A 26,140-nucleotide genomic window follows, 5' to 3' on the forward strand; every position below is an offset into this window, starting at 1 on the left:
GGTTTTTTTGTTTGTCTTCACCCTGTATCAAAAGTGAAAGCGATGATATAGAGAAGGGATGTTAGACATGAACTGGAGAGTATATTTATTAGCCGTTTCTACTTTTGCAGTAGGATTAGTTGAGCTTGTGGTCGGAGGCATTTTGCCAAGCCTTGCAGAGGATTTGAATGTATCGCTTGCGACAGCTGGGCAGCTTATCACCGTATTTGCCATTGTGTATGCCATTTCAGCACCTGTGCTGCTGACTGCCACAGCTAAAATTGAACGAAAGCGTCTTTATTTAATCGCGTTATTGGTGTTTACGATAGGGAATGTCTTCACATATTTTAGTTCGATCTTTGCTCTTGTCATGATCTCTAGGGTATTGATCGCGATGAGCACAGCGCTAGTGGTGGTGTTGTCACTGACGATCACTGCTAAATTGGTGGAACCAGCGCATCGTGCGAAGGCATTAGGGCTGATTTTTATTGGGATTAGTTCTTCACTTGTTCTCGGTGTACCGATCGGTATTTTTATTACAGAGAGCTTTGGCTGGAGAGTGATGTTTTTAGGAATCAGTATTTTATCAGCCATATCAATGGTGCTGATCTATTTCCTATTGGAGAAAATGCCTGTTGAAAAAGTGACGCCTCTTAGAGAGCAAATACGTTCTTTAGGGCATCCGAAAATTTTTAGTGCACACTTGATTAGTTTGTTTATGCTTGCAGGTCATTATATGCTTTATTCTTATTTCACTCCGTTTTTAATGGAAGTACTGCATATGACCCCGTTCTGGATTAGTATTTGTTATTTGGTCTTCGGGCTTGCTTCTATTGGCGGGAATGGATTTGGCGGCTGGCTTAGTGACAAGCTGGGTTCAGGGAAAGCCATTTTGCTGGTGACAATCGCGTTTGCAGTTGTGATGTTTATCATTCCTTATACATCGGGCGTGTTTGTCCTCTTTATGATCATGGTTGTCCTTTGGGGAGCGCTTAGCTGGGCATTAACGCCTGCCTTGCAGAGTTATTTGATTCAAACAGATCCTGTGACGTCTGATATTCAGCAAAGCTTAAATACATCGGCGTTGCAAATTGGTATCTCAATTGGATCAGCAGTTGGCGGTGTCCTATTTACGATGACCGGTTCATCTGTTGATCTGGCGAAATTCGGTGCAGTGTTTGTGCTGATTGCCTTTAGCTGTGCGGTGATTTCGTTGAAAAGACCACCACTTTATATGGATCGTCAGCATCGTGCTGAATAGCTGCCTAATGATAGGCAGCTTTTTTATGTTCTACTTTATTCTATTCAAAAACAACCATTTCGCCGATTGGTTGGAAGCCTGCACGTTGGTAAATATTTTTGCCGTCAGCTGATGCTTGTAACAGGACGCACTTTTGTTTGTTGTCTGTCTGGGTCAGAAGATAATGAAACATGTCACTGCCAAGTCCCTTTCCGCGGTGCTCTGCCCTTGTGATGACATCATAAATTCCGTAGCTATCAGTTGCTTCGAGTAATAAGCCTGTTGTGACCGGTTTGTGGTCTGCATATCCGACGAACATGCGAACGCGTGATTGTATAGTATCAAGCGAAAAATGCTGGAAATAGTCCTCTAAGGCGATGGCCTCCGGTGACTCCTTGAATAGCTCGATAAAGATATTTTTGTAATCAAGCAGTGTCTGCTCATCAACTGCTTCTTTGATTGTAAGCGGTGAAGATGTAACTGGGTCAATGTCTTCTGTCTGCTCAAGCAACATGATCGTATTGCGTTCAACCTCTCTAAGCTGATATTCCTTTAGTAAATTGGCCCAATCAGGATGAAGCAAACGATGATCCACCCATGTACTGAATGATTGTTTCTGAGACTGCAAGTGTTCGATGGCCGTTTTCACTTTTTGCGGATCTTTGATGTGCGCTGATGTCGGTAATAGCAAATTGAATGTGTCTGTCGATATATGAGTATTGGATAGAACGAAGTCGTCCGTTGCGAGGAAGGTTCCGTTCACAGCTGAAGAAAACAGGTGTATCTTTTCTTCTAATTGTCGAATGGCGATTTGTTGTTCGATTTTCATTAGCTCACCTTTTTCATCAAAAATTGGATGACATCCCCCATGAATTATAGCAAATAAAAGAAAGAGGAGCTGTGACATCATATGTCATCTAGTAGAAAAGTATATACACCATTTTCAGGTCTGATGGCCTGTTCTTTTTATTACACTGACATTTCTTTTGACTCCTATCTTAATTATTAGTACCATTTTATTAACCAGTTAAGAGTGGAGGTTCAGATGGAGACAAAAGAGCAGATTGTTTTAAAAGCGATTCAAGATCTGATTATTCATAGGGAAAAGAGAAGGAATGACCCAACAGATCCACTGATTACCACGACTGATACACTCAAGCAAGATTGGACACTCACACAGCTGCATATTTTATCAATGATTCAAGCCAATCCAAACGAATCAAATAATACATTTCTTTCTCAACAACTGAAACTATCAAAGCCTGCTATTACAAAGGCTGTAAAAAAACTAATTGATAAAGGCATGGTGGACTATTGCCACCGGCAAGGAGATAAAAAATCTGTCTACTATTCATTGACAGAGAAAGGTACGCAATTGGCGGCGCTGCATGATGAACTGCATGAGAAAGCTGTCGCGTCCTACTTAGAATTTCTACAGCAGTTTCATGAAGATGAATTACAAGTCATTGAGCGCTTTTTGAAGGCATGGAAAGAAAAAATATAGATTTAAAAAACCGAAACCATCGTAGAAAAGGAGATGATTTCGGTTTTTTATATGGTAAAATTAACATATATTGGCGCTATTCATGATCATGTTGAAAGGGAGGAAGCTTCTTTGGGGAAAGAAATGATGGAAAATTTTAAGAAGTACGTATTTATGATGCCGTTCGTTGGATTGTTTGTCAGCTTGCTATTATTTGTTTACTTTTTTGGCATCACAGGAGTTGAAGGATCAATTTGGGCTGCTACTTTATATTGTGCCCTTCCTTCTTTGGTGTACACGATATTCTGTTTGCCGTTAAGTATTTATTTTAAAGTCAGTAAAAAACGCTTAATCCATAAAGAAGAGGAACAGGCGTGATTGTGGTCAGCGCTTGTCTTGCTGGGTTGAAGGTTCGGTATAATGGCAGCCATCGATTAGATCAGCGAATTGAAGAGCTTGTGCAGGAAGGAAAGGCTGTGACAGTTTGTCCTGAACTGCTTGGCGGCTTCTCTACGCCTAGACCTCCGGCAGAAATCATTGGCGGAGATGGATATGATGTTTTACGGGGGCAGGCTGCTGTTGTCGATGTTCATGGAACTGACGTCACAGAGATGTATGTAAAAGGTGCAAAAGCCACACTGGAGCAGGTTCAGTCTCTGAAAGCAACAGCGGTTGTGCTAAAAGAGTACAGCCCTTCATGCGGGAGCCGGATGATTTACCAGGGAGAGTTTAATGGTAAGACAAAAGCGGGAGATGGTGTGACTTCCGCTTTGCTGAAACAGCACGGGATTCAAGTGTTCTCTGAGGAGGACGATTGGATTTCGTTGTTTCTATAGGTGTTTCGTGGAGAGAAGGAGGAGTTAGGTTGAAAAAGTGGGTCATTGGTTTAGTTGTAGTAGTTTTAATAGGAATTGGTATTTATTTTATGATCAATGCCAAAACGTACTCATTCGATGATGTGGTCTCGATTGATCAACATAAGGTGACTTCGATTCAAATTGAGCATGATCATAAACGTGTTGTTTTGGATAAAAAAGAAGAGATTCAAAAGCTGTTGAAGGAACTTTCAGATATGACATTAAAGAAAACCAATGAAGACACAAAAGCCTCAAAAGAGTCTTATTGGATCAGGGTGTATGAGAATAAGAAGGAAACATACGGTCTGACTTTCTATGATCAGGCATTTCTAACGACATATAATTTTTCTAAAAAGAAAGATCAAACAAACGAATACCAAATTGTTGACGCCAATCAAGTCGATATAGGACAATATATCAAATAACACCAGCGAACATTCATGCATGATCAATGGAAAATTCGGGTATAGTGCTTGGTAAGCAAAAATGAAGCGGAGGTTTGTTTGATGAGTGGATTAACAGATACAGTCACATTAGCAAACGGAGTAAAAATGCCGAAGCTAGGCTTCGGTGTATGGCAAGTAAAAGATGGGGATGAGGCTGTAAATGCAGTCACAGACGCTCTTGAAGCGGGCTACCGCAGCATTGATACAGCAGCAGCCTATCAAAATGAAGAAGGAGTAGGCAAAGCCATTCAGCAATCAGGTATCTCTCGTGATGATCTGTTTATTACGACAAAGGTGTGGAATCGTGATCAAGGCTATGAATCAACACTTGAAGCCTTTGAAACAAGTATGAACAAGCTTGGGCTAGATGTATTAGACCTTTATTTAATTCATTGGCCAGTTGAAGGCAAATATAAAGAAACTTGGAAAGCACTAGAGAAGCTGTATAAGGATGGACGCGTTCGAGCCATCGGTGTGTGTAACTTCCATCAGCACCATCTAGATGATCTATTAGAAGAAGCAGAAGTTGTGCCAATGGTCAATCAAATCGAGCTGCATCCAAAACTGACGCAGGAGCCTTTACGAGACTACTGCAAGGAGAAAGGGATTCATGTAGAAGCATGGTCACCATTAGGCAGCGGGAAGCTTCTGAACCATCCTGTTCTTCAGGATATTGCGAAAAAACATGACAAATCCGTGGCTCAAGTCATTCTTCGCTGGGACTTACAGCATGGCATTATCACCATTCCAAAATCTGTGACAAAGAGCCGAATCATCGAAAACACACAAGTCTTCGATTTCGAACTGTCCGCACATGAGATGGGAGTCATCGATCAGCTTAATGAGGATGAGCGCACAGGTCCAGATCCAGATAATTTTGATTTTTAATCGAAAGAAAAGCACAGGTGGCATGCCTGTGCTTTTTTATTTAACGATTTTTTGCGGCTGATACGTTTTCAATGACTTGAATGGCGTCGACAATTTGCTCTATGGAATAGTCTCCAATCAAGCAAAAGGTTTCGTCTGAACGTGCAGCATGGCTTGCCACTGTTTTTGCGGCTTCTTCCAGCTGAGCTGTGATGCCAAGCTCACGCATATTTCTAGGTAATCCGAGTGTTTCATAAAGCTCAAGTAATTCTTCTACTTCGCTCATTCGATTTTCTGCGGCAAGCTGAACAAGAATGCCATAGGCCACTTTTTGACCATGTAACACGTGATGCGTTTCTTCAATAAATGTCAATCCGTTATGGATGGCGTGGGCTCCTGCCATTCTGCCGTAGCGTCCCCCGTACCCGCCGACCGTGCCGGCTAATGTAATAATGGTATCCGTTACATCTGCAAATGCTTGCGAAAGCTGACCCGTTTGCAAGCTGTGGACAGCTTCTTCACTATGGGAAACAAGAATATCTCTCACATATACCGCCTGTTTTAGCGCTGCATGCACCATGAGCGGCAAGGAATTCTTTGCATTTCGAATAATGGCTTCCGCTTCATACCATTTGGCCAGCGTGTCTCCAATCCCACTTTGAAGGTAGGAAAGAGGAGAAGAAAGCAAAAATGTATGATCAATGAGGGTGAGGTAGCTGGACCGTTTATGGTAATCGACTGTCATGAAATTCCCTTTGTCATCATAAATGACGCTAAGCGGTGTAGATGCAGCACATGTCCCCGGGATGGTTGGAACCATGATCACTTCAATTTGAAGAGCCTCTGCTACTGACTTGGCGGTGTCTAAAATCGTGCCGCCTCCGATCCCAATGATCACATCTGCCCCTTGCAGTTCTTCTGCAATTCGAGTAATTGCATTGGGTGAACTGTATCCTTTGTGCTGGACAACAGGCCAATGAGACGGAAGCTTTGTGTACTTTGAAAAAGCATGAAATGAATCATATCCCGTCACGACAGCGGGCGACTGGAAGGATGGAGAAACAAGTGAATCGAGTTCATGATAAATGCCTTTTTGAGAAATAAATTGGTTTGGACCGCTTCTGACGATATCTTCTGGCTGGATCATGGCGTTCTACTCCTTTACAACATCATATTTCATAAATCATCTCATTTTACAGAAAGTTCTGTCAAATATGAGAAGAAAGACCCTTCCGTTTTATGGAATTGAGCCGCTGTCATTGCCTTTAGGTATGTATTTCCTGTATGATAAAGAACGGTATGTTTTGATTAAATTTAAGAGGTGTTTATATATATGGAAAAACAATATCGCGTTTTACTTTACTATCAATATGTCCCCATCGAGGACCCAGAAACGTTTACAGCAGAGCATCTAGCATTCTGTAAGGAGCTTGGTTTGTTAGGTCGTATCCTTATCTCAGCAGAAGGCATAAACGGAACGGTTTCTGGTACCATTGAGCAAACGGACAAGTACATGCAAGCATTAAAAGAAGATCCGCGCTTTGCGTCTATGCCGATCAAAATTGACGAAGCAGACGGTCATGCGTTTAAAAAAATGCACGTCCGCCATCGGAATGAACTAGTGAATCTGAGCCTTGAAGATGATGTGAACCCGTTAGAATTAACAGGTAAGCATCTTAGCCCGGTTGAATTTTACGAGCAAATGCAATCACCTGATACCGTTGTGATTGATGCACGTAATGATTACGAGTTTGATGTTGGCCACTTTAGAGGGGCAGTTCGTCCTGATATTGAGACATTCCGCGAATTACCGGAATGGATTCGTGACAATAAAGAGATTCTTGAAGGAAAAAAAATCCTGACGTATTGCACTGGCGGCGTACGCTGTGAGAAATTTTCAGGCTGGTTAAAGCGTGAAGGCTTTGAAGATGTCTCTCAGCTTGACGGCGGAATAGTCACGTACGGAAAAGATCCAGAAGTTAAAGGAAAGCTTTGGGATGGTCAATGCTACGTGTTTGATACTCGCTTAACAGTGCCTGTGAATCAAACAGAGCATGTGGTTGTCGGAAAAGATTTCTTCACTGGTGAGCCTTGCGAGCGTTATGTGAACTGTGCAAACCCTGCATGTAACCGCAAAATGATTGCAACAGAAGAAAGCGAGCATAAATATATGCGTAGCTGCAGCCATGAATGTCGTACGAGTGAACGTAACCTATATGTGAAACAGCACAACCTGTCTGAAGAAGAAGTGCAAGAAAGACTAGCTGTGATTGAACAAGAACAAGCAATCTCACAAGGATAGAGGGACCCCCTTTATCCTTTTTTCTATACATGATAGGGCTCAGAAGAAAGAGGGATTCATTTCCTCTTTCTTTTTTGTTTTGTTTTTTTCAAAATAAGGGTAAAGGTAGTTATTCAGTCTAATAGATTGAATCATCGAAAAAGCGCTTTCTTGAGAAATAAGCATGTTCGACTATTTCAGAAAATGGAGAATTGAGAGATAATAAAACAGGCGAAAAAATGAACAAGGGTAAAGATTTAGTTGAAGAAATATTTGTCAATTGAATGAAAAGTGAGCTGCAATGTAAGAAAGGTGCTTACTTGGGCACATGCTTTGTAATTTAATCGAAAGGTGTTATGAACATGAATCATTTGCATCGTAGAATGGGAACTTTCGCTTTAATGATGGTAGGTCTTGGCTCAATCATTGGTTCAGGATGGCTATTCGGTGCTTGGCGTGCTGCTCAAATTGCCGGACCTGCTGCTATTTTATCCTGGTTGATTGGGATGGTCGTGATTTTATTTATCGCTTTGTCTTATAGTGAACTCGGATCGATGTTTCCAGAGGCAGGCGGAATGGTGAAATATACGCAATATTCACATGGCTCCTTTATCGGGTTTATTGCAGCTTGGGCAAACTGGATCGCTATTGTCTCCGTCATTCCGGTTGAGGCGGTGGCTTCTGTCCAGTATATGAGTTCATGGCCTTGGGAATGGGCTAAGTGGACAAGCCATTTGGTCACAAAAGGGGTGTTGACGACAGAAGGGCTCATGGTCGCCAGTGTGCTTCTTGTGATTTACTTTCTGCTCAATTATTGGACAGTAGGGTTATTTTCAAAAGCAAATACATTCATTACCGTGTTTAAAATTGTCATTCCAGGATTAACCATTGGCGCGCTCTTATTCGTAGGTTTTCATAGTGAGAATTTTACGTCTGGAACAAGTATTGCTCCTAACGGCTGGGCGAGTGTGCTGACAGCTGTTGCGACATCAGGAATTGTGTTTGCCTTCAATGGCTTCCAAAGCCCGATTAATATGGCGGGGGAGGCGAAAAATCCAGGGCGATCAATTCCGATTGCGATTGTTGGATCCATTTTGATTGCGACTGTGATTTATGTGTTTTTACAAATCGCTTTTATCGGTGCTGTCGATCCGTCCATGATTGTGAATGGATGGGGCCATTTGAATTTTAACTCGCCATTTGCTGATCTTGCCATTGCACTTGGGATTAACTGGCTGGTTCTGATTTTATATGCAGATGCGTTTGTATCACCTTCTGGTACAGGAATTACGTATACGGCGACGACGTCTCGCATGATTTATGGAATGGAAAAAAACAAATACATGCCAAGTGTACTTGGTCGTCTGCACCCTATTTATGGCGTGCCTCGTCCAGCGATGTTTTTTAACTTAGCCGTCTCGTTTATCTTTCTGTTTTTATTTAGAGGCTGGGGTGTACTTGCGGAAATCATTTCTGTTGCGACACTTATTTCTTACCTGACAGGTCCAGTAACGGTCATGACACTGAGAAAGACAGGGACAGATTTATATCGTCCCCTTAGAATAAAAGGACTCAGCATCATTGCTCCTCTCGGTTTTGTCTTTGCGTCATTGACGCTGTATTGGGCGAGATGGCCGTTAACAGGTCAGGTGCTATTCATTATCCTCATTGGTCTTCCGATCTATTTTTACTATCAAGCAAAAGCGAAGTGGAAAGGCTTCGGCCGCAACTTCAAGGCGGGTGCTTGGATGGTCGTGTACTTACTTGTGATGATGACGATTTCCTGCCTTGGCAGTGACAAATTCGGCGGTTATAACGTCATTCATTATGGCTGGGATATGGCTCTTATTACAGTGGTTTCTTTGCTGTTTTATATGTGGGCACTCAAAAGTGGATTTGAAACAGAATTTCTAGAGGATGCGAAAAAAATCAATGATGAGCTGCGTACTTCTTCGCAAGAAGCTGCATCTTCCAAAGAATAAAGGAACGGCTGCCTGAATATGACGGGCAGCCGTTTTATTTTGATAAATGATGCATCACATGCTGCCTCAGCCAAGTGGTGACACCGCGTAAAACGGTTGCTGTGACAAATGAGATGAGTACATACTTCCCAAGCTGATTCATACCTTGTCCACTAAGCCAAAACACGATTCCTAGAAAAACGAGTGTGAATAGAAGCATGAAAAGAAATGATGCAGACCAAAAAAAAGCCTTCACTGAAGGTCACCTCCTCGGAGTATTGTATGCAGGCAATTGAAGGATCAGACCAGCTATGACGGGGTAGAATGATGGTGAAATCTATTGCAAAAGTCAGATAAAAACACCAAGTGATTTGACAGTTATGTTAAGATGAGAGCATATTTTGAGTGAAGATTGTGGTTTATAGACGGAGGTGTTTGGGGTTGCAGATACAAAAAGTTCTAAACAATAATGTCATTAGTGTGATAGATGAACAAGGAAAAGAAATTGTCGTCATGGGGAGAGGCATTGCGTTCCAGCGGCGGCCCGGGGACCCGGTTGACGAATCGTTAATCGATAAAGTCTTCCGCCTGGAGGATCACTCCGTTCATGAGCGGATGAAAATGCTGCTTCTGGAGGTTCCGTATGATGTGGTCAAGGTGACCGAAGAAATGATTCAGTATGCACATACAAAACTGAACCGAAGATTAAACGAAAGTCTGCATGTATCACTCGCAGACCATATTCATTACGCCATCGAACGATTGAAGAAAAATCATCTCATTGAGAATTCGCTCATTTGGGAGATTAAACGGTTATACAAAGATGAATTTCTTGTGGCAAAGGACTGCCTTGATATGATTGAAGAGCGTCTTCATATTGAATTGCCTGAGGATGAAGCAGGCTTTATTGCCATGCATATCATTAATGCAGAGCTGAATGAGGACATGAATACAACGGTCAATATCACAAAAGAAGTAAACGCCATTCTCACCATTGTGAAATATCATCTCAATATGGAATTTGATGAAGACTCACTCAACTTTTATCGTTTTCTCACGCATTTACGCTTTTTCGTCCAGCGTCTGATTAACGAAACAATGCTTGTCAGTGAAGATCAGGACTTGTATCAGCTGATCAAGGTAAAATATCCGAAGGCATACGAATGTGCAAAGAAAATCGCAGAATATGTCTATCAAACCTATCACCGAGATCTTACATCAGAGGAGATGCTGTACCTATCCATTCATTTGAATCGATTGATCAAACGAGAAAAATAAAGGTAGTTTTTAAAAGAAAGCGTTGACATAAGAAAAGCTGAGTGGTACTATTTGCTCATAAACATAAAAGAATACGGTTTCACAATGATCGTCTTAGAGGATTGTGACTGTTCGGCAGGCAAAACCTAAACGTTCACTGAAAAAGCGCAACAGCAAGTTGTGACTATTTTTGGTGCCCGTTTAGGTTTTTATTTTGCCCAAAAACGTATTTTTTTGAAAAAAAGGGGGTTTTTGTATGAGTTATCGTCAATTAGCAGAAGACATTATCAAACACATTGGCACAGAGAAAAACGTTCATTCACTGGTCCATTGCGCTACAAGACTTCGCTTCACATTAAATGACCGATCAAAAGCAGACAAAGCAGCCATTGAAAAATTAAATGGCGTTGTGACCGTTATGGAAAGCGGCGGTCAATTTCAAGTAGTCATTGGTAATACTGTACCAGAGGTTTATCGAGAGATTGGGGAGTTTACAAATCTATTAGAGGATTCCACTTCTTCATCTGCAAAATCAGGTGGAGAGAGCACGAGCCTTTTCGGAAAATTTGTCGACATTGTCTCTGGTATTTTTACACCACTTCTCGGTGTCATGGCAGGTGCTGGTATTTTAAAAGGTCTATTAGGTATCTGTATCAATGCAAAATGGTTATCACCTGAAGATACGTCGTATCAAATTTTATTTGCTGCGTCTGACAGCTTGTTCTACTTCCTGCCATTACTGCTTGCATTCACTTCGGCGAGGAAGTTTAAAGCGAATCCATTTGTCGCTGTGACGATTGCTGGTGCACTCATTTACCCAACCATTCAAGAATTGTCAAAAGGCGGCGGAGATGTGACCTTCTTCGGTATTCCAGTCGTCTTAATGTCTTATACATCAACGGTTATTCCAATCATTTTGGCAGTGTTTGTCATGGGATATATCGAACGTTTCTTTAACAAAGTCATTCATGAAAGTGTCAAAAACTTTATTACTCCACTGATTTTACTTGTCACGGTTGTTCCGCTGACACTCATTGTATTCGGACCATTTGGTGTGTATGCAGGGGACGGCATTGCCGCTGTCTTGCTGAAAGTATTCTCCTTTAGTCCTACACTTGCAGGTGCTTTAATTGCGATGGCATGGCAGGTTCTTGTGATCTTCGGTATCCACTGGGGTCTAGTGCCAGTCATTTTAAATAATATTGCTGTCCATGGAAAAGATCATATCAAGCCGGCGACTGCGCCAGCTGTATTTTCACAAGCCGGTGCTTCCATCGGTGTTATGCTGAAAACAAAGAATAAAAAGCTGAAATCATTGGCTGGATCGACAGCAGTTTCTGCCGTGTTTGGGATCACAGAGCCAGCTGTATACGGGGTCACACTTCGTTTGAAAAAACCATTTATTGCAGCCGTTATCTCTGCCGGAGTCGGCGGTGCGATCATCGGTTATTCACAAAGTATTGCGATTGCGTCAGGACTTCCAAGTTTACTAACACTTCCGATTTTCTACGGACAAGGGTTTACAGGGTTCATCATCGGAATCTCGGTCTCGTTTGTTCTATCCATCGTCTTGACTTATTTGATTGGATTTAAGGATCCAGTAGATGAAGATGAAACGCCAGCACCGGCTGCGGCACCAACAATGGAAAACGAACATGGGGTCAAAGCAGCTCATGTGAAAAGTCCTTTAAAGGGTGAGGTAATCAAGCTGGAGGAAGTACAGGATAAGGCATTCTCATCTGGTGCACTAGGAAAGGGCGCAGCCATCATTCCATCAGAAGGTAAGCTGTTTGCACCAGTATCAGGAGTCGTGACAACGGTGTTCCCAACAGGCCATGCGTACGGTCTTACTTCTGAAAGCGGAGCAGAAGTGCTCATTCACATTGGACTCGATACCGTACAATTAGGCGGTCAGCATTTTACCCCGAAGGTCGTACAGGGGCAAGCCATCACTGAGGGCGAATTGCTTGCGGAGTTTGATATTGAAGCCATCCAAGCTTCCGGCCTGTCCGTCACAACACCAGTGATTATTACCAATTCAGGTGAGTTTAGCGATATCATAGAAACAGAAGAAAAACAAACCACACCAGGACAATCATTTTTACATCTCGTTTAATGCAGAGGAGGAAGAAATTATGAGATATTCAACACTAGCACCATTTCCAAAGGACTTTTTCTGGGGCGGATCTACTTCCGCCTATCAAGTAGAAGGTGCGTGGAACGAGGATGGCAAAGGACCATCTGTCATTGATATGAGAGCAAGTTACCCTGAAGGGACAACAGATTTTAAAGTGGCAAGCGATCACTATCACCGCTATAAAGAGGATGTGAAGATGTTTGCAGAAATGGGTTTGAAGGCTTATCGTTTCTCTATTGCATGGACACGGATCATTCCAAATGGAGATGGGGAGATCAATCAAAAGGGGATTGAATTTTATCATTCTCTCATAGATGAATTGCGCCGCTATGATATTGAACCAATCGTGACGATGTATCATTTTGATCTGCCTCATGCACTTCAAGTAAAAGGTGGTTGGTCAAATCGCGCGACAGTAGATGCGTTTGAACGGTATGCAGAGGTTCTATTTCAGGAGTATGGTCAGAAGGTGAAATATTGGCTGACCATTAATGAACAAAACATGATGATCTTACATGGATCAGCGCTCGGTACACTTGATCCAAATTTAGAAAATCCGAAAAAAGAATTGTATCAGCAGAACCATCATATGCTCGTCGCTCAGGCAAAAGCCATGACGCTTTGTCATCAAATGCTGCCTGAAGCGAAAATTGGACCAGCGCCAAACATTGCGCTCATTTATCCGGCTTCTCCAAAGCCTGAGGATGTGCTTGCTGCGGCGAATTACAATGCGATCCGCAACTGGCTGTATCTTGATATGGCTGTCTACGGCCGTTATAACAACCTTGCTTGGGCGTACATGAAAGAAAAAGACATTCTTCCTGTCATCGAAGAGGGAGATATGGATATTTTGAAAAGTGCGAAGCCAGACTTCATTGCCTTTAACTACTACACATCTCAAACGGTTGAAGCGAGTAAAGGAGATGGCAACGATGAATTTGCACGCGGTGGAGATCAGCATTTGAAATCTGGTGAAGATGGCGTATATAAAGGCGGCAATAACCCGTTCTTAAGTAAAAATGCGTTTGGCTGGGAGATTGACCCTGTCGGCTTCCGTTCAACGATGCGTGAGATTTATGACCGTTATCAGCTGCCCCTTATTATCACGGAAAACGGATTGGGTGCTTTCGACAAATTAGAAGAAAATGGATCGATTCAAGATGATTATCGAATTGACTATTTAGAAAAGCATATCGAACAAATCAAATGGGCAATCACAGACGGTGTTGAGGTATTCGGGTACTGCCCGTGGTCAGCCATCGACTTAATCAGTACACACCAAGGCTGCTCCAAGCGCTACGGATTCATCTACGTCAACCGCGATGAATTTGACCTAAAAGACCTAAAGAGAATTCGTAAAAAGAGCTCTTACTGGTATGAAACATTAATTCAGCAAAATGGAGAGAACATCGGGGAGTAACATATGAAAAAGCCAATCACCTTATGCGGGTGGCTGGCTTTTTTCGTTCACTTTATTGGTAAGAGCATATTGTTCGAGTTGTTCTAAAATGATAGTCTGATGATATATTGTAAAAAATGGTTAATTATCCATTGCGAGGGAGTGGTTGTTTAAATGATGACGATTCTTTTTCTGTTTTTCTTATTGTTTTTCATTTTTTATGCTTTGAATTATATAGGTCAGAAATTGATTGCGAGAGAACACCCAATGAACCATGGCGTGATTGTGACTCTGTCAGCTGTGGAAGGGATTCTTGTTTTTGTCATTGTTGGGGTTAATGAGAAGTTTCTATTCTTCTGAGTGCATCGTTGAATTGTTGTATGAAGTACAGTCCATTTTAATTTTCTATCCTAAGGAAGGTTGAGAAAACCGTGGGGAAATAAAGAAGAAACTTAGTTATAACAATTATAGAACTTTAAAAAGAAAAATAACTTCAAAAAACTCACTAATCATGTGAGATTAGTGAGTTCTTCAAATAATATTTATTTAAAATGTTGCTTTATATTCAGCACGCCACCATCCATCTCCCATGTCTACTCTTTGCTGAAGAATCCAAAGTAAGTTGTCTTCAGTAAATGAAGTTGGGAATGCATTCACATCTTGACCATAAATATATCTTGTGAAACTTGCCTTAGTAGAGGTATCATCAGTTATTTGTGCTTTTTGATTAGAACTTGCAGTAACTGGACTAGTAGCGAAAGCAGGTATAGAACTTCCAAGTAAAGCTACAGCCAACGAAGAGGTCATTAGTACTTTTTTAATAGACATTATCAATCACTCCTAATTAACTTTTTTACTAACATTGTAATAAATTCGATTATTAATTATAAAATCCTTCTATATAAAGAAAATAATTACAATTATAATTTTTGATAGACGATAAAAGAGCTTAATCGAAGTTTCAATGAGTCTATCTATTTAAATATCCATATTAATCGTCGTAGTAACAATCTACTTTATGAAAATATCCAGCTAAAGAAGAGACTCTATGACATCCTTTGTCATAGAGCCTTTATATTAATCACTGTATTAACTTTCTTGAACCTCCAAAGCAATCATAGATATCTTGCAAAAGAGTTTGAAAAGAGATTATTGGAATTTGTGGGGTGAGGTCGTTTGGAAAAAGGCTTACCATAGAGGAAATATTTAAATATTTAAGTCCAGTACATCTTACTCTCTACTATCATTATACCCCGAATTTAATTAAATTTATAGACTGTTTCTCGCCCATATCAAGCCGTATACTGTTATACGCAAGTCAAAAACGATAAGGGGTGTGGCTGTATGAACGAGAAGCAACAAGTTTTAGATCTTGGCCCATTTTTTCATGGGACGAAAGCAGAATTAAAGATTGGAGATCTGCTTGAACCGCAGTACTTATCGAATTATCAGGATCAAAAATCAAACCATATCTATTTCACCGGAACATTAAACGCAGCCAAATGGGGTGCTGAATTAGCAAGATCTGATGCGAAAGAGAGAATTTATCTTGTAGAACCGTTAGGCGAGTTTGAACATGATCCGAATTTGACTGATAAAAAATTTCCGGGTAACCCAACACGTTCTTATCGGTCGAAATCCCCGTTGAAAATCGTCGCAGAATTAGGTTCATGGGAAAGACATTCCGATGAAGAAATCGATCATATGCTGAGCTCTTTAAAGAAATTAAGTGAAGAAGGAAAAAATGTCATATACGATTGATGATTCTCAATCAACAAAGGCCGCCTCATCAACAGCTGGGCGGCCTTTTGTTTGATCTTATTGAAATAACGCATCCATCAGCTCATCAAATGATTTTGATTGATTCAGGGAGTGAATGCGGTTTGGATTGTCCAGTAAATCGACGGCCTGTTCAAAGAATTGATTCATGCAGGCTGCGTCATCTTTATGAATGGCTAATAAAAAGACAAGTGATACTTGGTTTCCCTGCCAGTCAATTGGCTGTTTTAATTGTGCGATGGCTACGCAGGATGTGCCTTCATTTGTGATGAGCGGGTGCGGCATGGCAATTCCTTTTCCAAGATAGGTAGACGACATTTGCTCCCGCTCAAGCACCGAGGACCGAAAAGATGACGATACTAGCTGATACGTTTCTAAACGGCTGCATAGGGTGTCTAATACCTCGTCCTTACTGGATAAATCAGCATTCATTAAGGTTAATCGTTCTTGAAAAAACGCCATCAGTTCTTTCGGCGGAGTCCTGTGTCCATTTAATAAATGAATAACCTCATTCACCCGCTGTACATCATGATGTTCAAAAAAGGCGCTGACCTGTATGACTGGTTTTCCCTTTGAAGCGAGCGGGACGGTTGTAATGATGACATCACAGGGCAGGGTGGTGCTCATGAGATAATCTTGGTAGGAATACAGCTCGACGATGTCCAGTTCGTGCTGAAAGGATGCCTTCAATTTAATTTCAAGCAGTCTTGCCGTTCCTAATCCAGACCCGCACACGATAATGGCTTTCTTTTTTTGCGAGGTATTAAGCTGACTTCTTTCAAATGAAGCAGCGATATGCAGGGCAACATATGCCGCCTCATCTTCATTTGGCGTTCGCACCAGCTGTAAGGCATTCAGCCCGCTGACAGCCAAATCAAACGGGTATGGATAGGACGCTTTGATTTCATGCAGCAGCGGATTTTGTAAGGATACGCCATATTGGATTCGATTTAATAATGGCTTCATATGAAGCATCAGGTCTTGCTGCAGGATGTTGTCATCTGCAAATCGATGTCCGCTCATTTTCTCAATGTGCTGTAGAAAGACGGTAACCGCCTGCTGAACTTCTACTGTCGTCTGATGCTGGGCGGTTTCTTTCCACGTTTGATTTGCCAATAGATGCATGACTAAGTAATCTGTTTCATCCTCTGATAAGGTGACGTAAAAGGTGTCACTCACCTGCTGTATAATTTTTTTGGCAATTCGCATTAAGTCGGGTGATCGTTGTGTACGAGTGGTATTCGCCGATATTCGCTGGTTTTTTCGTGTCTGCTGAATCGCAATCGCTAAGTGAATGACTAAGTTTTTTAAGGCAATGTCTTTAATGAGCAATGACTCTTGATGCAGATTCGTCAGGACAATCGATCGAATGGTTTCAAGAGAAATATCGGGAAAATGGAGCTGCTCCCGCTCGGTGATATGAGAAAGTGCAGGCTCTTCTTCAAGGAGTAAGTCTGCATAGCATGTTCTTTTTTGCAACTCGTCTCCTTCAATTTTTAAGCCAAACCCAGGCTTTGACACAAGGGTCATACCGTAACGGGCTAACAGCTCTCGCCCTTTTTTTAAATCACTGCTGACCGTCATGCGGCTGATAAACAGTTCTTCAGCCAGCTCGTCAATTTTTAAGTAATCCGCTTGAAGCAATAGCTTCCTCATGATAAATCGTACACGCTCTTCTGGCATGACGGGGACGAGAGAGCGAGCAGGAAGTTTCTGCTGATGAAGCCAAAGCAGGAAGGCATCTTGGTCACTCGTTAATAGGGTGTACCCCTTTCCGCGGATCGTTTTAATCTTGGCTCCAGCTTCCTTTAATTGCTCATTTGCTTCTTTGATTAAATGACGGATGGAGCGGTCTGATAAGTGAAAAGAGGCAGTGAGCTCCTCCAGCTTCACGAACCCCTTCGTTTCAAATAGCCGCTGAATCAGCTGATAGGTTCGAGGATCTGCCGTCATCATCATTGCGCAGCTCCTTGCGCCTGTAAGGCATCAGTACCAAGAGCGATGGCGCCCATTAAACCTGATAATCCATCAAAGGATGGCTTGGTGATAATTTCATGTAAAGGCTTTGGCAGCTGTAAATACCCATGAAGCCGCTTTTCTGTTTCCTCAAGAATGAGGGGCAGCATAGCGGGCTGTTTCATAACACCTCCACCGAGAATGATGCGTTCTGGCGAAAGGGTGAGTAATAAATTGGCGGTCATCTGCCCTAGATAGTAGGCATGAAGTGACCAGGCAGGATGATCCTCTGGCAGCATGGGTGCCAGTGTATGATAGCGCCCTTCTATGGCAGGTCCGGATGCCAGTCCCTCTAAACAATCATGATGTATAGGGCAGCATCCACCGTAGGAATCATGGGGGTGCCGCTGCACTGTGATATGACCCATTTCTGGATGTAGCAATCCATGAATGAGGCGGTGTTCAATATAGGCACCGCCGCCTATCCCAGTTCCAACAGTGATATAGACCAAAGAAGCAGGTTTTTCTGCTTCAACCGAAAAGCGGGCTTCCCCGAGTGCTGCACAGTTCACATCGGTATCAAGCTTCATCGGGAGCCCAAGGGCTTGTTTTAAGGTAGAGAGGAAAGGGAATTGGCGCCAAGCTGTTTTGGGTGTCTCTAAAATCGTCCCATAACTTGGGCTGTGCTCTTTTACATCGACAGGCCCGAATGCCCCAATGCCAATGGCATCGACAGGATGCTTTGTAAAGTAATCGATCACTTGCCGGCATGTTTCAATTGGGTTTCCTGTTGCAAAGGAAGTCATGTGTTCAATCGTTCCGTCTGTTGTTCCGTAGCCGCAGACAAATTTTGTTCCGCCTGCTTCAATGCCTCCAATTCGCATGATCAATGCCCTCCGTTAAAGAGGGGCGGAATCCAAATGGATCCCGCCCCTACATGTTCATTTTTTCTTTACAATGTAGGTTTGTACCTGACAAGGTGTGAGCGGTTCAATGTGTAATGATCCATGTTGTGCTTTGAGTACATGTCCTTCAGGTGTTTCGCCTAAATTCGCTGTTTCTCCGTGTTGTAGAGATGAACTATTGATTGAAGCGGCTGTTTGACGCGTTAAATATGGATTGAAGAGACGGATGACAATGCCAGTTCCATGCTCTTCTTTTTTCAGAGCGCTTAGAATGGCTCCGTCTGTCTCAATGTCAAGCAGGCTATAAGTAGATTGTAAGTCTTCTTTTTCATCTCGGAAAGAGAAAATTAAACGACCGTTTAAAAAGTCTGCCCGTTCGTAGCATTGAACTGGGGTGGTATACCGCTTGGCAAGCTGCGCTAAGTGCCCCTCGCTGACAGCATCCTTGCTATAGTGCATGCCAAATGAAAACGACAGTGCCCCTTGCAGCTGAGCGTCAGGTGTCTCAACAATTTTTTCGCCAGATGCGCGTCCTGGACGGTAAAGAAGATTTTCTTTCCCCATTTTTCCGAAACAGCGGAAGAGCGTATACGCGATCGTTGTGTAGTCTTCTCCTGTGATCTGGTATTCTCTCACGCAGTCCGTCAACAGCGCGACACCGTATGCTTCATCACGAAGTGCAGTAAAGGATTGCATCGGTTCAATGGTGATCGGTTTTTCTTCCCAATGTTCATTGCTCCACCATTCAAGCTCTTGCGTGAGCTCAGTTGGGCGTTCGATGGTTCCAAACTGCTGATCGCTCAATGATACTTTTGATGCGATACCTGTATCAAAGAGGACACGCAGACGATGGTCTAACGCATGATTGTCGACATCGACATGAAAACGGATGACAGGCTCATCTTTGTTTAATGCCACCTTCGCTGTAATCGGGAGTGAAGTCGTGACTGCGTGCTGAGAGCGCTCTTCTAAGTCATATGGAACCGTGAGAGTAAGCTGGATGGTGAGCTCTTCTTGCAAGCCGCTTTTAGACACTGTGATGTCTGCCGAAGAAAGTTCCTTGGATGACACATACAGATCCTCGCGCGGCGGGGAATAGTTGTAGGAATCCCCATCGTCTCCATTGTCTTCAAAGATCATTTGCTCAGAGAATGTCTGGCCAGTTTGTTTATCTGTGATGTCCAGCGATCCATTGTCGTTTGCCGTAATGCGGTAATACGTATTTTCAACCGCATGTCCTTCGGTTTGTTCCCATGCGGATTCGCTCGATTCACCGAAAACCATGCTGACTTGTGTATAACCAACGGATGGTAAGCTGGCGGCTTCGATCAGTAAAACGGCTTTCCATACCTGCTTTGGCATGTACACTTCTTTACTTGGGTTAAGAGAAATTTGCTGTGCCAGCACATAATCTGTGACATCGGTTTTGCTTTTCACTGTGTACTGAAGTGTTCTCCCATGTGCATCCTTTAGTGTAAATGGACGTTCGGTGATAAAGGTTTCGACTTCAATGACTTCAGAACGTTTTGAAGGCAATGTATTAAATAACGTGAGTGTGATGTCTTGCTCAGTTTGCAGTCGAATCGCAATGAGACGCATGTGCAGGTCCACAAGGTTCTCGGCGATTTCCTTTGCCTGCTTGTAGCGGAAGAAGACGTCTTGATTCGTCGTATCACTATTACATCCGCCGATGCTGTCATGCGCTGCATTTTCAAACATGAGATACCAAATATCACGAACCGTGTCATGCGGATAGTCGTGACCGAGTGAATAGCTGATCGTGAGGATAGGCTCCATCACATTGACGAGATAGTTTTCAATTTGATTGTTTAAGATTTTTAAATCAGCCCGTGTTGAAAAAATAGATTTGTGAATCCGCATATGCTTTGCATGAATGAGCTCACCTTCTAATGTTTCAAAAGATGTCCGTTCTTTTTTCACAGCTGCGATGTAATCTTCTAAACTGCTGATTTGATAGTGGTGCTCGTCAAGATCATTGGCTTTTTCTAATAAGTCAGGCAGGTTTTTGCGGATTGGCGCCTGGTCAAAGCCATTTGGGAAATAGACATTCTTTGTGGTGGCCTTTGCTTGCAGCGCACCGATTTTTTCAGATAAAAAGGCTTGTAAGTCCTCATCCTTTTCAGGAATATTTCCACCGTAGTAGTAGCCAAATGGCAGGTTCACCGCAAAGACTTCACTGCCGTCAGCACCTTTCCAATTGAATTCGGTGTGATTCGTCATATGATCTGAAACGCCGCGCCAAAAAGCCGTATCGACAATGCCAAATCCGCGGTAAATTTGAGGCATTTGCGCGGATTGACCGAAGGAGTCAGGAACATAGCCGACTTTCATCACATGACCGAACTGCTGACAGCGTTCAATTCCATATTGCAGGTTCCGTACAATGGATTCACCTGAAATGACGAGCTGATCGGTTTGGGTATACCATGGACCGATGATGAGACGTTTGGCTGTGACGAGCTTTTTGATTCGATTCTCATCCTCAGGGCGCCATTTCAAGTAATCATCCAATAAGGATGCCTGGGCATCGAGCATGAAATAATGGAACCTTTCATCTGTTTCAAGGGTGTCTAAAATGTCCATTACGCTTTTCATTAAGTAGATACGGGAGCGGGAGGTGGTGAAATACCATTCCCGGTCCCAGTGAGTATGTGGAATCACATGTACATTGACAGTCATTGATCAACGACACCTTTCTATGTGCAAATTATCCTTCTAGTACAAGGTCAAAATCGTCTTCTTCTTTCTGCTTCTGATCATGCTCAGGCGTTTTTGGTTCTTTTTTCTCAGAGAAATTGACAAGCAGGTTGGCACCAATACCGATGACGAGTGCGCCAGTGAGGGCTCCGATTAAATAGGCCCACCAGTTTCCGACTGAGAAGAAGCCGTATAGCCCGCCAATTGGCGGCATGATGTCATGAACACCTAATAATGCAGCAACCCCGCTTCCAGCAGCACATGCGACAACATTGAGCGGAATCAATTTTAATGGATTGACAAGGGTAAAAGGAATCGCCCCTTCTGTAATACCGATAATGCCCATGACAAGACCGCCACGTCCTGCTTCTCTAAAGGTTGGAGAGAAGTTGCGTTTTCGAATCAGTGTCGCAAGCCCGTATCCAAGCGGCGGAATGACAATCGCAATATTGACGAGAATGGCAGGAAGGTAGACGCCTGATAGGAAGAGCGCGTTACCGGCCATCCAAGCAGATTTATTCACTGGTCCTCCAAGGTCAAAGCCAATCATCGCACCTAAAATCAGAGCGAGTGCGAGTGTGCTTGTCCCGTCAGCGACCATACCTTTGATCCATTCAATTAAAGCCGTGTTCAAAGCGCCTAATGGCCCGCCTAGCAGAACGGACATGAGAAGTCCAGTTAAGCCAACGGTAATAAGCGGTAAGATGAGCAGAGGAACAAGTCCGGCTGCGGAGCCTTGAATTTGAATTTTTCGTTTTACAAAAAGAGCGACATATCCTGCGAAGAAGCCTGCAATAACGGCACCGATAAATCCAGCATTCGTTGAGCTGGCAAGGGCACCGCCGATGAAGCCGGCTGCAAGCCCTGATTTATCCGCAATCGAATAGGCGATAAATCCAGCGAGCAGGACGTTCATTAAGCCAATGCCTGTCCAGCCAACCTGCTCCATTAAATAGGCGCCGTGCAGTATGCCGCCAGCATCCTTATAGGCGTTTAAATCTGAAACACCAAATCCTAATCCGACTAGTTTTGCTAAACCAACGATAAGGGAGGCGCCGATGATGACAGGAAGAATATAAGAAATACCGGTCATGAGATGGCCTTCAATGACTTTTAATTTTGCTTTCATTTTGCTTTGCTCCTTTCTATATGGCATTGCTCACGTTTATTGAGATTCAGATTTTTTCTTTTCAACAAGTGCTACAGCTTTTGTGATGATTTGCTCGGCATTTTTTAAGGCGCGTCCAATCTCGACACGTACTGTGGGAATGCCTGAGAAACGTTCCGCATCGTTGATATGCTGATTGGAGGCAATGATGCAGAGGTCTGCCTGCTTTGCTTCCTCTGCTGTAATGCCATTTACCTGTCCCATAATCCCTTGCTGCTCGATTTTAATCTCGTGGCCGAGCTGTTTACCCGCATTCTCTAGCGCCTTTGCTGCCATTGGTGTATGAGCTAACCCTGCTGGACATGAAGTGACACCGACAATTTTCATTGTGTAATCCCCTCTTTCAATTGTTGTTCAATGACTTCGTAATAATAGTCAGCGGCTTGACCTGGTTGTATCTTTTCGATGAAAGCCGGTTCCATGAGGCTTGTCGCAATCCCTGACAGTAATTTCAGGTGTGTGATATTTGCTTCTTCTAATGGAACGAGCAGTGTAAATAAATAGCTTGTGGGCAAATCGTCAAAGCTGCCCCATTCAATCGGTTGTGCTAGCTCTAAAAAAAGAAGTGAAGCCGATTGTACAGCGGAGCTTTTTGTATGAGGAATAGCGAAGCCTTGCTGAAGTCCTGTTGAGACTTCGTCTTCGCGAGTCAACAAATCTGATAATAACCCCGCCTGATCGTTTGTAATCTGAAGGTCTTCAGCTTTCTCGGCAATGTATTGTAAAATCTCATTCTTTGATCGTCCGTTTACTTGTGTGAAAACATGATCTTTTTGGAACAAGCTGATCCCTTCTCTCTTGTTTGTTAAGCGCTTACAAGTTGATTGTAATGTACTTTTCGGCATGGTTAAATAGCATCATTTTCCGTTTGAAATGGCAAAAAGTTTATGAAGCTATTCGTCTTGCAGTCTGTTATCTCAAATCCTAGCTTAAAACGAGTTTAATTATGTAATAAACAGATTCTATTAAATGCATTTCTGTGATATTCTTCCAAGGTGTTACAAAAGATAAGGGGGTCTTTTCATGTTCAAAAAGCAGGTCAAATCCTGTGTAATCGTACTCATGGCCATCATTCTCTGTATGGCGGCATTACCTGGATACGAGGCAGCAGCTGCCAGTAAAGGAACAAATGTCAATGAAGCCATTGGGTTAAAAAATGGTGAAGTCATCTCAGGGACATTACAGAATGAAATGGAAGAGTCATGGTACCAAATCACGCCATCTGCACAAGAGGTGGCAAAAGATACACATATGAAAGTTACTGTCAAAAGTAAACAAGTGTTATCTGTATCGGTCTATCCAAGTAAAGACAGAGCGATGAAGGATGACACTTATTCGAGATATCGTGTGGACACTGCAAGTGGAGAGACAGAGATCGATTTCCCGCATGCATGGGCAGGTCCTTATTATGTTAAAGTGCTCTACTTAGGGTCGGAGGAAGACAGCCGTGATGAGGAAGAGGATGCAGCATATACAATCGGGTATAAAGGAGCTAACCTACCGCCTTCTGAACCCGTTTTCCCTGAAGACGATGAGCCTGACATCATTATTATAGAGAAAAAGTACGGGCGCGAAATTCTTCAGTCGATTCGTACAATTGAAGATAAACGTTTTAATGAAACACCAAATGGTCAGAAGCTGAGCCGTGTGCTTCAAAAAACAAAGCCATTTCTCAAATCAAAGCTCATCAAACAAAAAAATGAGCAGCAAAAGGTATACAATCATTTGCTGACATTAAAGTCACTGCTAAATGACGTAGAGAAAAATGGTGCATATAGCGGTCATATTGTGACAGAGAAAGAACAACAGGCGATCCGTTCCCTTTTTGATATGCTCAAAGGAGCAAGTCCTGCCTATTTAAAAAAGGAATTAGAAGCAGTGAGTCAACAGATTGGCATCAATCAGCTTGAAGGAAAGTCGATCGGTTATGTATTAGAAAAGCAAAAGCTTGTAAAAGAAGAGAAAGTGAAGACGAATAAAATCATTTTTAAACTAAAGGATGGGCAAACGCTTCAATCTGCGAAAAAGAAGATGAAAAGCTATGGAATCCAAGAAAACCGTGTGACATCGCAGTCAGTAAGTCCTTTGTTTAAAGGAATGTATGTCTATGATGTGCCAGCAGGGCAAGAATCAGCTGGAAAGACTTTAAAAGCAGGCAAAGCTGTGATTAAAAGCACTGCGAGAAAGCTGTCCAGCATGCCGAATGTTGAATTCGCAGAGCCTGTTCAAACGTATCGTGCACTGAGCAATGATGTGCAGTATGGATACCAGTGGCCCCTGAAAAACAGTGCGCAAAACAGCGGGAAAAAAGGCGCTGATGTGAAGTTTGAACAAATGAACACACTGATTGGCACAAGCAAAATGAAGCAAACATTGATTGCTGTTGTGGATACAGGTGTAGACAGTCGTTTAACGGATCTGAGCGGGACTGTTCGTACGGACTTAGGTGCGAATCTCATTGGACGAAACAAAGATGCCATTGATGACAATGGACACGGTACGCATGTGGCTGGCATCATTGCTGCAAAGGCCGATAATCATTACTCGATGGCAGGTCTCAACCAACATACGGGCATCATTCCGGTGAAGGTGCTGGATGCCTATGGTTTTGGAGATACAGAGCATATTGCACTTGGAATCAAGCATGCAGTGGATAAAGGTGCAAAGGTCATCAACATGAGCCTTGGCGGCTACTACAGCCGCGTAATTGAATATGCAATGAACTACGCAGCTCAAAGAAATGTACTAGTGGTCGTGGCGAGTGGAAATGATGGCGTTCCAGAAATGGGCTATCCTGCGACATCAAAGTACGCAATGGCTATTGGTGCAAGCAACCGTATGGATATTGCCGCTGAATTCTCAAGCTATGGTAAAGGACTGAGCATGTCTGCACCAGGATCTGATATTCCAAGCTTAATGCCAGATGGGAATGTCTCATATCTGAGCGGGACATCAATGGCGACACCATATGTGGCAGCAGCAGCAGGATTACTGCTTTCTAAAAATCCAACCTTGAAGCCGAATCAAGTAAGGAATATCTTGCAAAGCACAGCCGATAATATCTCTTTTACATCTGTTGATGGAACAGATGACGTTTTCTATGATGAAAATGAAGAGCCTATTGTCGATCCAAAAATTCCAGGGATCGATTGGATGACAGGACATGGTAGACTGAATGCATTTGCTGCTTTAAGTGCTGTCGAACTAAATGCATCTGTCAGCAAAGTGGAGGATCAGCATCAAAAGGTGACAGGTAAGGCAAAGGCTGGCGCTGCTATTTCTGTGTATAGAGGCAAAACTCTGCTTGGAAAAGGCACAGCGGGCAAAAATGGAACCTTTAGCGTGAAGATCAAGCATCAGAACAAAAACAAAGTCCTTCACATTAAGATTTCAAAAGGAAAGGCCGCAACGACGCTCAAAACAGTCGTCAAAAAAGGCAAAGCACCAGCTAAGCCGAAAGTGGGCAAAGTAACGGTCAAAAGTAAAACGATCAAAGGGACTGCGGGCGCAGGATTGACCATTAAAGTAAAAAACAAATCAAAGAAAGTCATCAAAACGGTAAAAACAAATAACAAGGGCGCATTTACTGCCCAAATAAAACCGCAAAAAGCCAAAACAGTCTTATATGTGACTGCATCAGATGTGAGAAAAAGAGAAAGCAAAGCGGCGAAGATTGTTGTTGTGAAAAAGTAAGAGGAGAGCTTCCC

23 protein-coding genes are annotated in these 26,140 nt (G+C 42.8%); 13 read left to right on the forward strand and 10 right to left on the reverse strand.

The genetic code is table 11. The features are described from left to right. Positions 1-67 precede the first annotated feature (67 nt). Positions 68-1,240, forward strand: a complete 1,173-nt coding sequence (locus tag MHI16_RS01310; RefSeq protein ID WP_058015188.1) for an MFS transporter — start codon at positions 68-70, stop codon at positions 1,238-1,240. Positions 1,241-1,280: 40 nt separating this feature from the next. On the opposite strand, the gene MHI16_RS01315 is transcribed toward MHI16_RS01310, so the two are convergent. Continuing rightward, positions 1,281-2,048 (reverse strand): GNAT family N-acetyltransferase, encoded by a 768-nt coding sequence (locus MHI16_RS01315; RefSeq protein ID WP_058015297.1) that lies wholly within the window; start codon positions 2,046-2,048, stop codon positions 1,281-1,283. Between the two features lie 216 nt (positions 2,049-2,264). Here MHI16_RS01315 and MHI16_RS01320 point away from each other — a divergent pair, with 216 nt between their 5' ends. The 5 genes from MHI16_RS01320 (at position 2,265) to MHI16_RS01340 (ending at position 4,893) form a co-directional block, all read left to right on the forward strand. Further along, positions 2,265-2,723 (forward strand): MarR family transcriptional regulator, encoded by a 459-nt coding sequence (locus MHI16_RS01320; RefSeq protein ID WP_003216997.1) that lies wholly within the window; start codon positions 2,265-2,267, stop codon positions 2,721-2,723. 111 nt (positions 2,724-2,834) lie between these two features. Then, positions 2,835-3,080, forward strand: a complete 246-nt coding sequence (locus MHI16_RS01325) for a hypothetical protein (RefSeq protein WP_058015298.1) — start codon at positions 2,835-2,837, stop codon at positions 3,078-3,080. After that, entirely contained in the window at positions 3,077-3,538 is a 462-nt protein-coding gene (locus MHI16_RS01330) for a DUF523 domain-containing protein (protein ID WP_058015189.1), read from the forward strand. Before MHI16_RS01325 ends, MHI16_RS01330 begins: the two co-directional genes overlap by 4 nt. A gap of 29 nt (positions 3,539-3,567) precedes the next feature. Beyond that, positions 3,568-3,984: a DUF5301 domain-containing protein gene (locus MHI16_RS01335; RefSeq protein WP_058015190.1), complete on the forward strand. Its 417-nt coding sequence runs from the start codon at positions 3,568-3,570 to the stop codon at positions 3,982-3,984. A gap of 81 nt (positions 3,985-4,065) precedes the next feature. Further along, complete coding sequence (locus MHI16_RS01340) at positions 4,066-4,893, forward strand: aldo/keto reductase (RefSeq protein WP_012008778.1); 828 nt, start codon at positions 4,066-4,068, stop codon at positions 4,891-4,893. Between the two features lie 40 nt (positions 4,894-4,933). Here MHI16_RS01340 and MHI16_RS01345 read toward each other — a convergent pair whose 3' ends face one another. Then, complete coding sequence (locus MHI16_RS01345) at positions 4,934-6,016, reverse strand: iron-containing alcohol dehydrogenase family protein (protein WP_058015299.1); 1,083 nt, start codon at positions 6,014-6,016, stop codon at positions 4,934-4,936. Positions 6,017-6,205: 189 nt separating this feature from the next. On the opposite strand from MHI16_RS01345, the gene MHI16_RS01350 reads away from it, so the two are divergent. Together MHI16_RS01350 and MHI16_RS01355 are read left to right on the forward strand one after the other, a co-directional pair. Continuing rightward, entirely contained in the window at positions 6,206-7,174 is a 969-nt protein-coding gene (locus MHI16_RS01350; RefSeq protein ID WP_058015191.1) for a rhodanese-related sulfurtransferase, read from the forward strand. Positions 7,175-7,515: 341 nt separating this feature from the next. Next, the gene (locus MHI16_RS01355; protein ID WP_058015192.1) at positions 7,516-9,135 is read left to right on the forward strand and encodes an APC family permease; all 1,620 of its coding nucleotides are present in this window, start codon (positions 7,516-7,518) and stop codon (positions 9,133-9,135) included. Between the two features lie 34 nt (positions 9,136-9,169). Here the strand turns inward: MHI16_RS01355 and MHI16_RS01360 are convergent, their stop codons facing one another. Beyond that, complete coding sequence (locus tag MHI16_RS01360) at positions 9,170-9,370, reverse strand: hypothetical protein (protein ID WP_058015193.1); 201 nt, start codon at positions 9,368-9,370, stop codon at positions 9,170-9,172. Between the two features lie 185 nt (positions 9,371-9,555). On the opposite strand from MHI16_RS01360, the gene MHI16_RS01365 reads away from it, so the two are divergent. The 3 genes from MHI16_RS01365 to MHI16_RS01375 all read left to right on the forward strand — a co-directional run bounded on the left by MHI16_RS01365 (position 9,556) and on the right by MHI16_RS01375 (position 13,928). Then, a complete protein-coding gene (locus MHI16_RS01365) occupies positions 9,556-10,392 on the forward strand; it encodes a PRD domain-containing protein (protein WP_058015194.1) in 837 nt (278 codons plus the stop codon). 235 nt (positions 10,393-10,627) lie between these two features. Then, complete coding sequence (locus tag MHI16_RS01370; protein ID WP_058015195.1) at positions 10,628-12,487, forward strand: beta-glucoside-specific PTS transporter subunit IIABC; 1,860 nt, start codon at positions 10,628-10,630, stop codon at positions 12,485-12,487. Positions 12,488-12,506: 19 nt separating this feature from the next. Beyond that, positions 12,507-13,928, forward strand: coding sequence for a glycoside hydrolase family 1 protein (locus tag MHI16_RS01375; protein ID WP_058015196.1), 1,422 nt, complete (start codon positions 12,507-12,509; stop codon positions 13,926-13,928). A 525-nt stretch (positions 13,929-14,453) separates the two neighbouring features. Here the strand turns inward: MHI16_RS01375 and MHI16_RS01380 are convergent. Then, complete coding sequence (locus tag MHI16_RS01380; RefSeq protein ID WP_058015198.1) at positions 14,454-14,735, reverse strand: hypothetical protein; 282 nt, start codon at positions 14,733-14,735, stop codon at positions 14,454-14,456. A gap of 516 nt (positions 14,736-15,251) precedes the next feature. On the opposite strand from MHI16_RS01380, the gene arr reads away from it, so the two are divergent. Next, positions 15,252-15,668 carry an NAD(+)--rifampin ADP-ribosyltransferase gene (gene arr / locus MHI16_RS01385; RefSeq protein WP_058015199.1) on the forward strand — a complete coding sequence of 139 codons (417 nt, stop codon included), beginning with the start codon at positions 15,252-15,254 and terminating at the stop codon, positions 15,666-15,668. 57 nt (positions 15,669-15,725) lie between these two features. On the opposite strand, the gene MHI16_RS01390 is transcribed toward arr, so the two are convergent. From MHI16_RS01390 to MHI16_RS01415, 6 genes are read right to left on the reverse strand one after another with little or no spacing between them, the layout of a single operon-like run. After that, positions 15,726-17,645, reverse strand: a complete 1,920-nt coding sequence (locus MHI16_RS01390; RefSeq protein WP_061406622.1) for a BglG family transcription antiterminator — start codon at positions 17,643-17,645, stop codon at positions 15,726-15,728. Then, a complete protein-coding gene (locus MHI16_RS01395; protein ID WP_058015200.1) occupies positions 17,642-18,526 on the reverse strand; it encodes an ROK family protein in 885 nt (294 codons plus the stop codon). The genes MHI16_RS01390 and MHI16_RS01395 overlap by 4 nt, the downstream gene beginning before the upstream one ends. A 57-nt stretch (positions 18,527-18,583) precedes the next feature. Then, on the reverse strand, positions 18,584-21,247 hold the full coding sequence (mngB, locus tag MHI16_RS01400) for a mannosylglycerate hydrolase (RefSeq protein ID WP_058015201.1): 2,664 nt from the start codon (positions 21,245-21,247) through the stop codon (positions 18,584-18,586). Positions 21,248-21,275: 28 nt separating this feature from the next. Further along, positions 21,276-22,394: a PTS fructose transporter subunit IIC gene (locus tag MHI16_RS01405; RefSeq protein WP_034664325.1), complete on the reverse strand. Its 1,119-nt coding sequence runs from the start codon at positions 22,392-22,394 to the stop codon at positions 21,276-21,278. A gap of 36 nt (positions 22,395-22,430) precedes the next feature. Then, a complete protein-coding gene (locus tag MHI16_RS01410) occupies positions 22,431-22,760 on the reverse strand; it encodes a fructose PTS transporter subunit IIB (protein WP_007498438.1) in 330 nt (109 codons plus the stop codon). Next, a complete protein-coding gene (locus MHI16_RS01415; protein WP_058015202.1) occupies positions 22,757-23,215 on the reverse strand; it encodes a PTS sugar transporter subunit IIA in 459 nt (152 codons plus the stop codon). The genes MHI16_RS01410 and MHI16_RS01415 overlap by 4 nt, the downstream gene beginning before the upstream one ends. Positions 23,216-23,456: 241 nt before the next feature. Here MHI16_RS01415 and MHI16_RS01420 point away from each other — a divergent pair, with 241 nt between their 5' ends. Continuing rightward, the gene (locus MHI16_RS01420; RefSeq protein WP_144463174.1) at positions 23,457-26,126 is read left to right on the forward strand and encodes a S8 family peptidase; all 2,670 of its coding nucleotides are present in this window, start codon (positions 23,457-23,459) and stop codon (positions 26,124-26,126) included. Positions 26,127-26,140 lie beyond the last annotated feature (14 nt).

It is taken from the genome of Bacillus sp. FSL K6-0923 (assembly GCF_038630825.1).
GTDB lineage: Bacteria > Bacillota > Bacilli > Bacillales > Bacillaceae > Bacillus > Bacillus pumilus.

What these genes read in the sequence shown, in the direction of transcription:
- MHI16_RS01310 (WP_058015188.1), top strand. Translation starts at nt 68, where the DNA reads ATGAACTGGAGAGTATATTTATTAGCCGTTTCTACTTTTGCAGTAGGA.
- MHI16_RS01380 (WP_058015198.1), bottom strand. Translation starts at nt 14,735, where the DNA reads ATGTCTATTAAAAAAGTACTAATGACCTCTTCGTTGGCTGTAGCTTTA.
- MHI16_RS01410 (WP_007498438.1), bottom strand. Translation starts at nt 22,760, where the DNA reads ATGAAAATTGTCGGTGTCACTTCATGTCCAGCAGGGTTAGCTCATACA.
- MHI16_RS01350 (WP_058015191.1), top strand. Translation starts at nt 6,206, where the DNA reads ATGGAAAAACAATATCGCGTTTTACTTTACTATCAATATGTCCCCATC.
- MHI16_RS01320 (WP_003216997.1), top strand. Translation starts at nt 2,265, where the DNA reads ATGGAGACAAAAGAGCAGATTGTTTTAAAAGCGATTCAAGATCTGATT.
- MHI16_RS01375 (WP_058015196.1), top strand. Translation starts at nt 12,507, where the DNA reads ATGAGATATTCAACACTAGCACCATTTCCAAAGGACTTTTTCTGGGGC.
- MHI16_RS01405 (WP_034664325.1), bottom strand. Translation starts at nt 22,394, where the DNA reads ATGAAAGCAAAATTAAAAGTCATTGAAGGCCATCTCATGACCGGTATT.
- MHI16_RS01370 (WP_058015195.1), top strand. Translation starts at nt 10,628, where the DNA reads ATGAGTTATCGTCAATTAGCAGAAGACATTATCAAACACATTGGCACA.
- MHI16_RS01355 (WP_058015192.1), top strand. Translation starts at nt 7,516, where the DNA reads ATGAATCATTTGCATCGTAGAATGGGAACTTTCGCTTTAATGATGGTA.
- MHI16_RS01420 (WP_144463174.1), top strand. Translation starts at nt 23,457, where the DNA reads ATGTTCAAAAAGCAGGTCAAATCCTGTGTAATCGTACTCATGGCCATC.
- mngB (WP_058015201.1), bottom strand. Translation starts at nt 21,247, where the DNA reads ATGACTGTCAATGTACATGTGATTCCACATACTCACTGGGACCGGGAA.
- MHI16_RS01315 (WP_058015297.1), bottom strand. Translation starts at nt 2,048, where the DNA reads ATGAAAATCGAACAACAAATCGCCATTCGACAATTAGAAGAAAAGATA.
- MHI16_RS01390 (WP_061406622.1), bottom strand. Translation starts at nt 17,645, where the DNA reads ATGATGATGACGGCAGATCCTCGAACCTATCAGCTGATTCAGCGGCTA.
- arr (WP_058015199.1), top strand. Translation starts at nt 15,252, where the DNA reads ATGAACGAGAAGCAACAAGTTTTAGATCTTGGCCCATTTTTTCATGGG.
- MHI16_RS01340 (WP_012008778.1), top strand. Translation starts at nt 4,066, where the DNA reads ATGAGTGGATTAACAGATACAGTCACATTAGCAAACGGAGTAAAAATG.
- MHI16_RS01395 (WP_058015200.1), bottom strand. Translation starts at nt 18,526, where the DNA reads ATGCGAATTGGAGGCATTGAAGCAGGCGGAACAAAATTTGTCTGCGGC.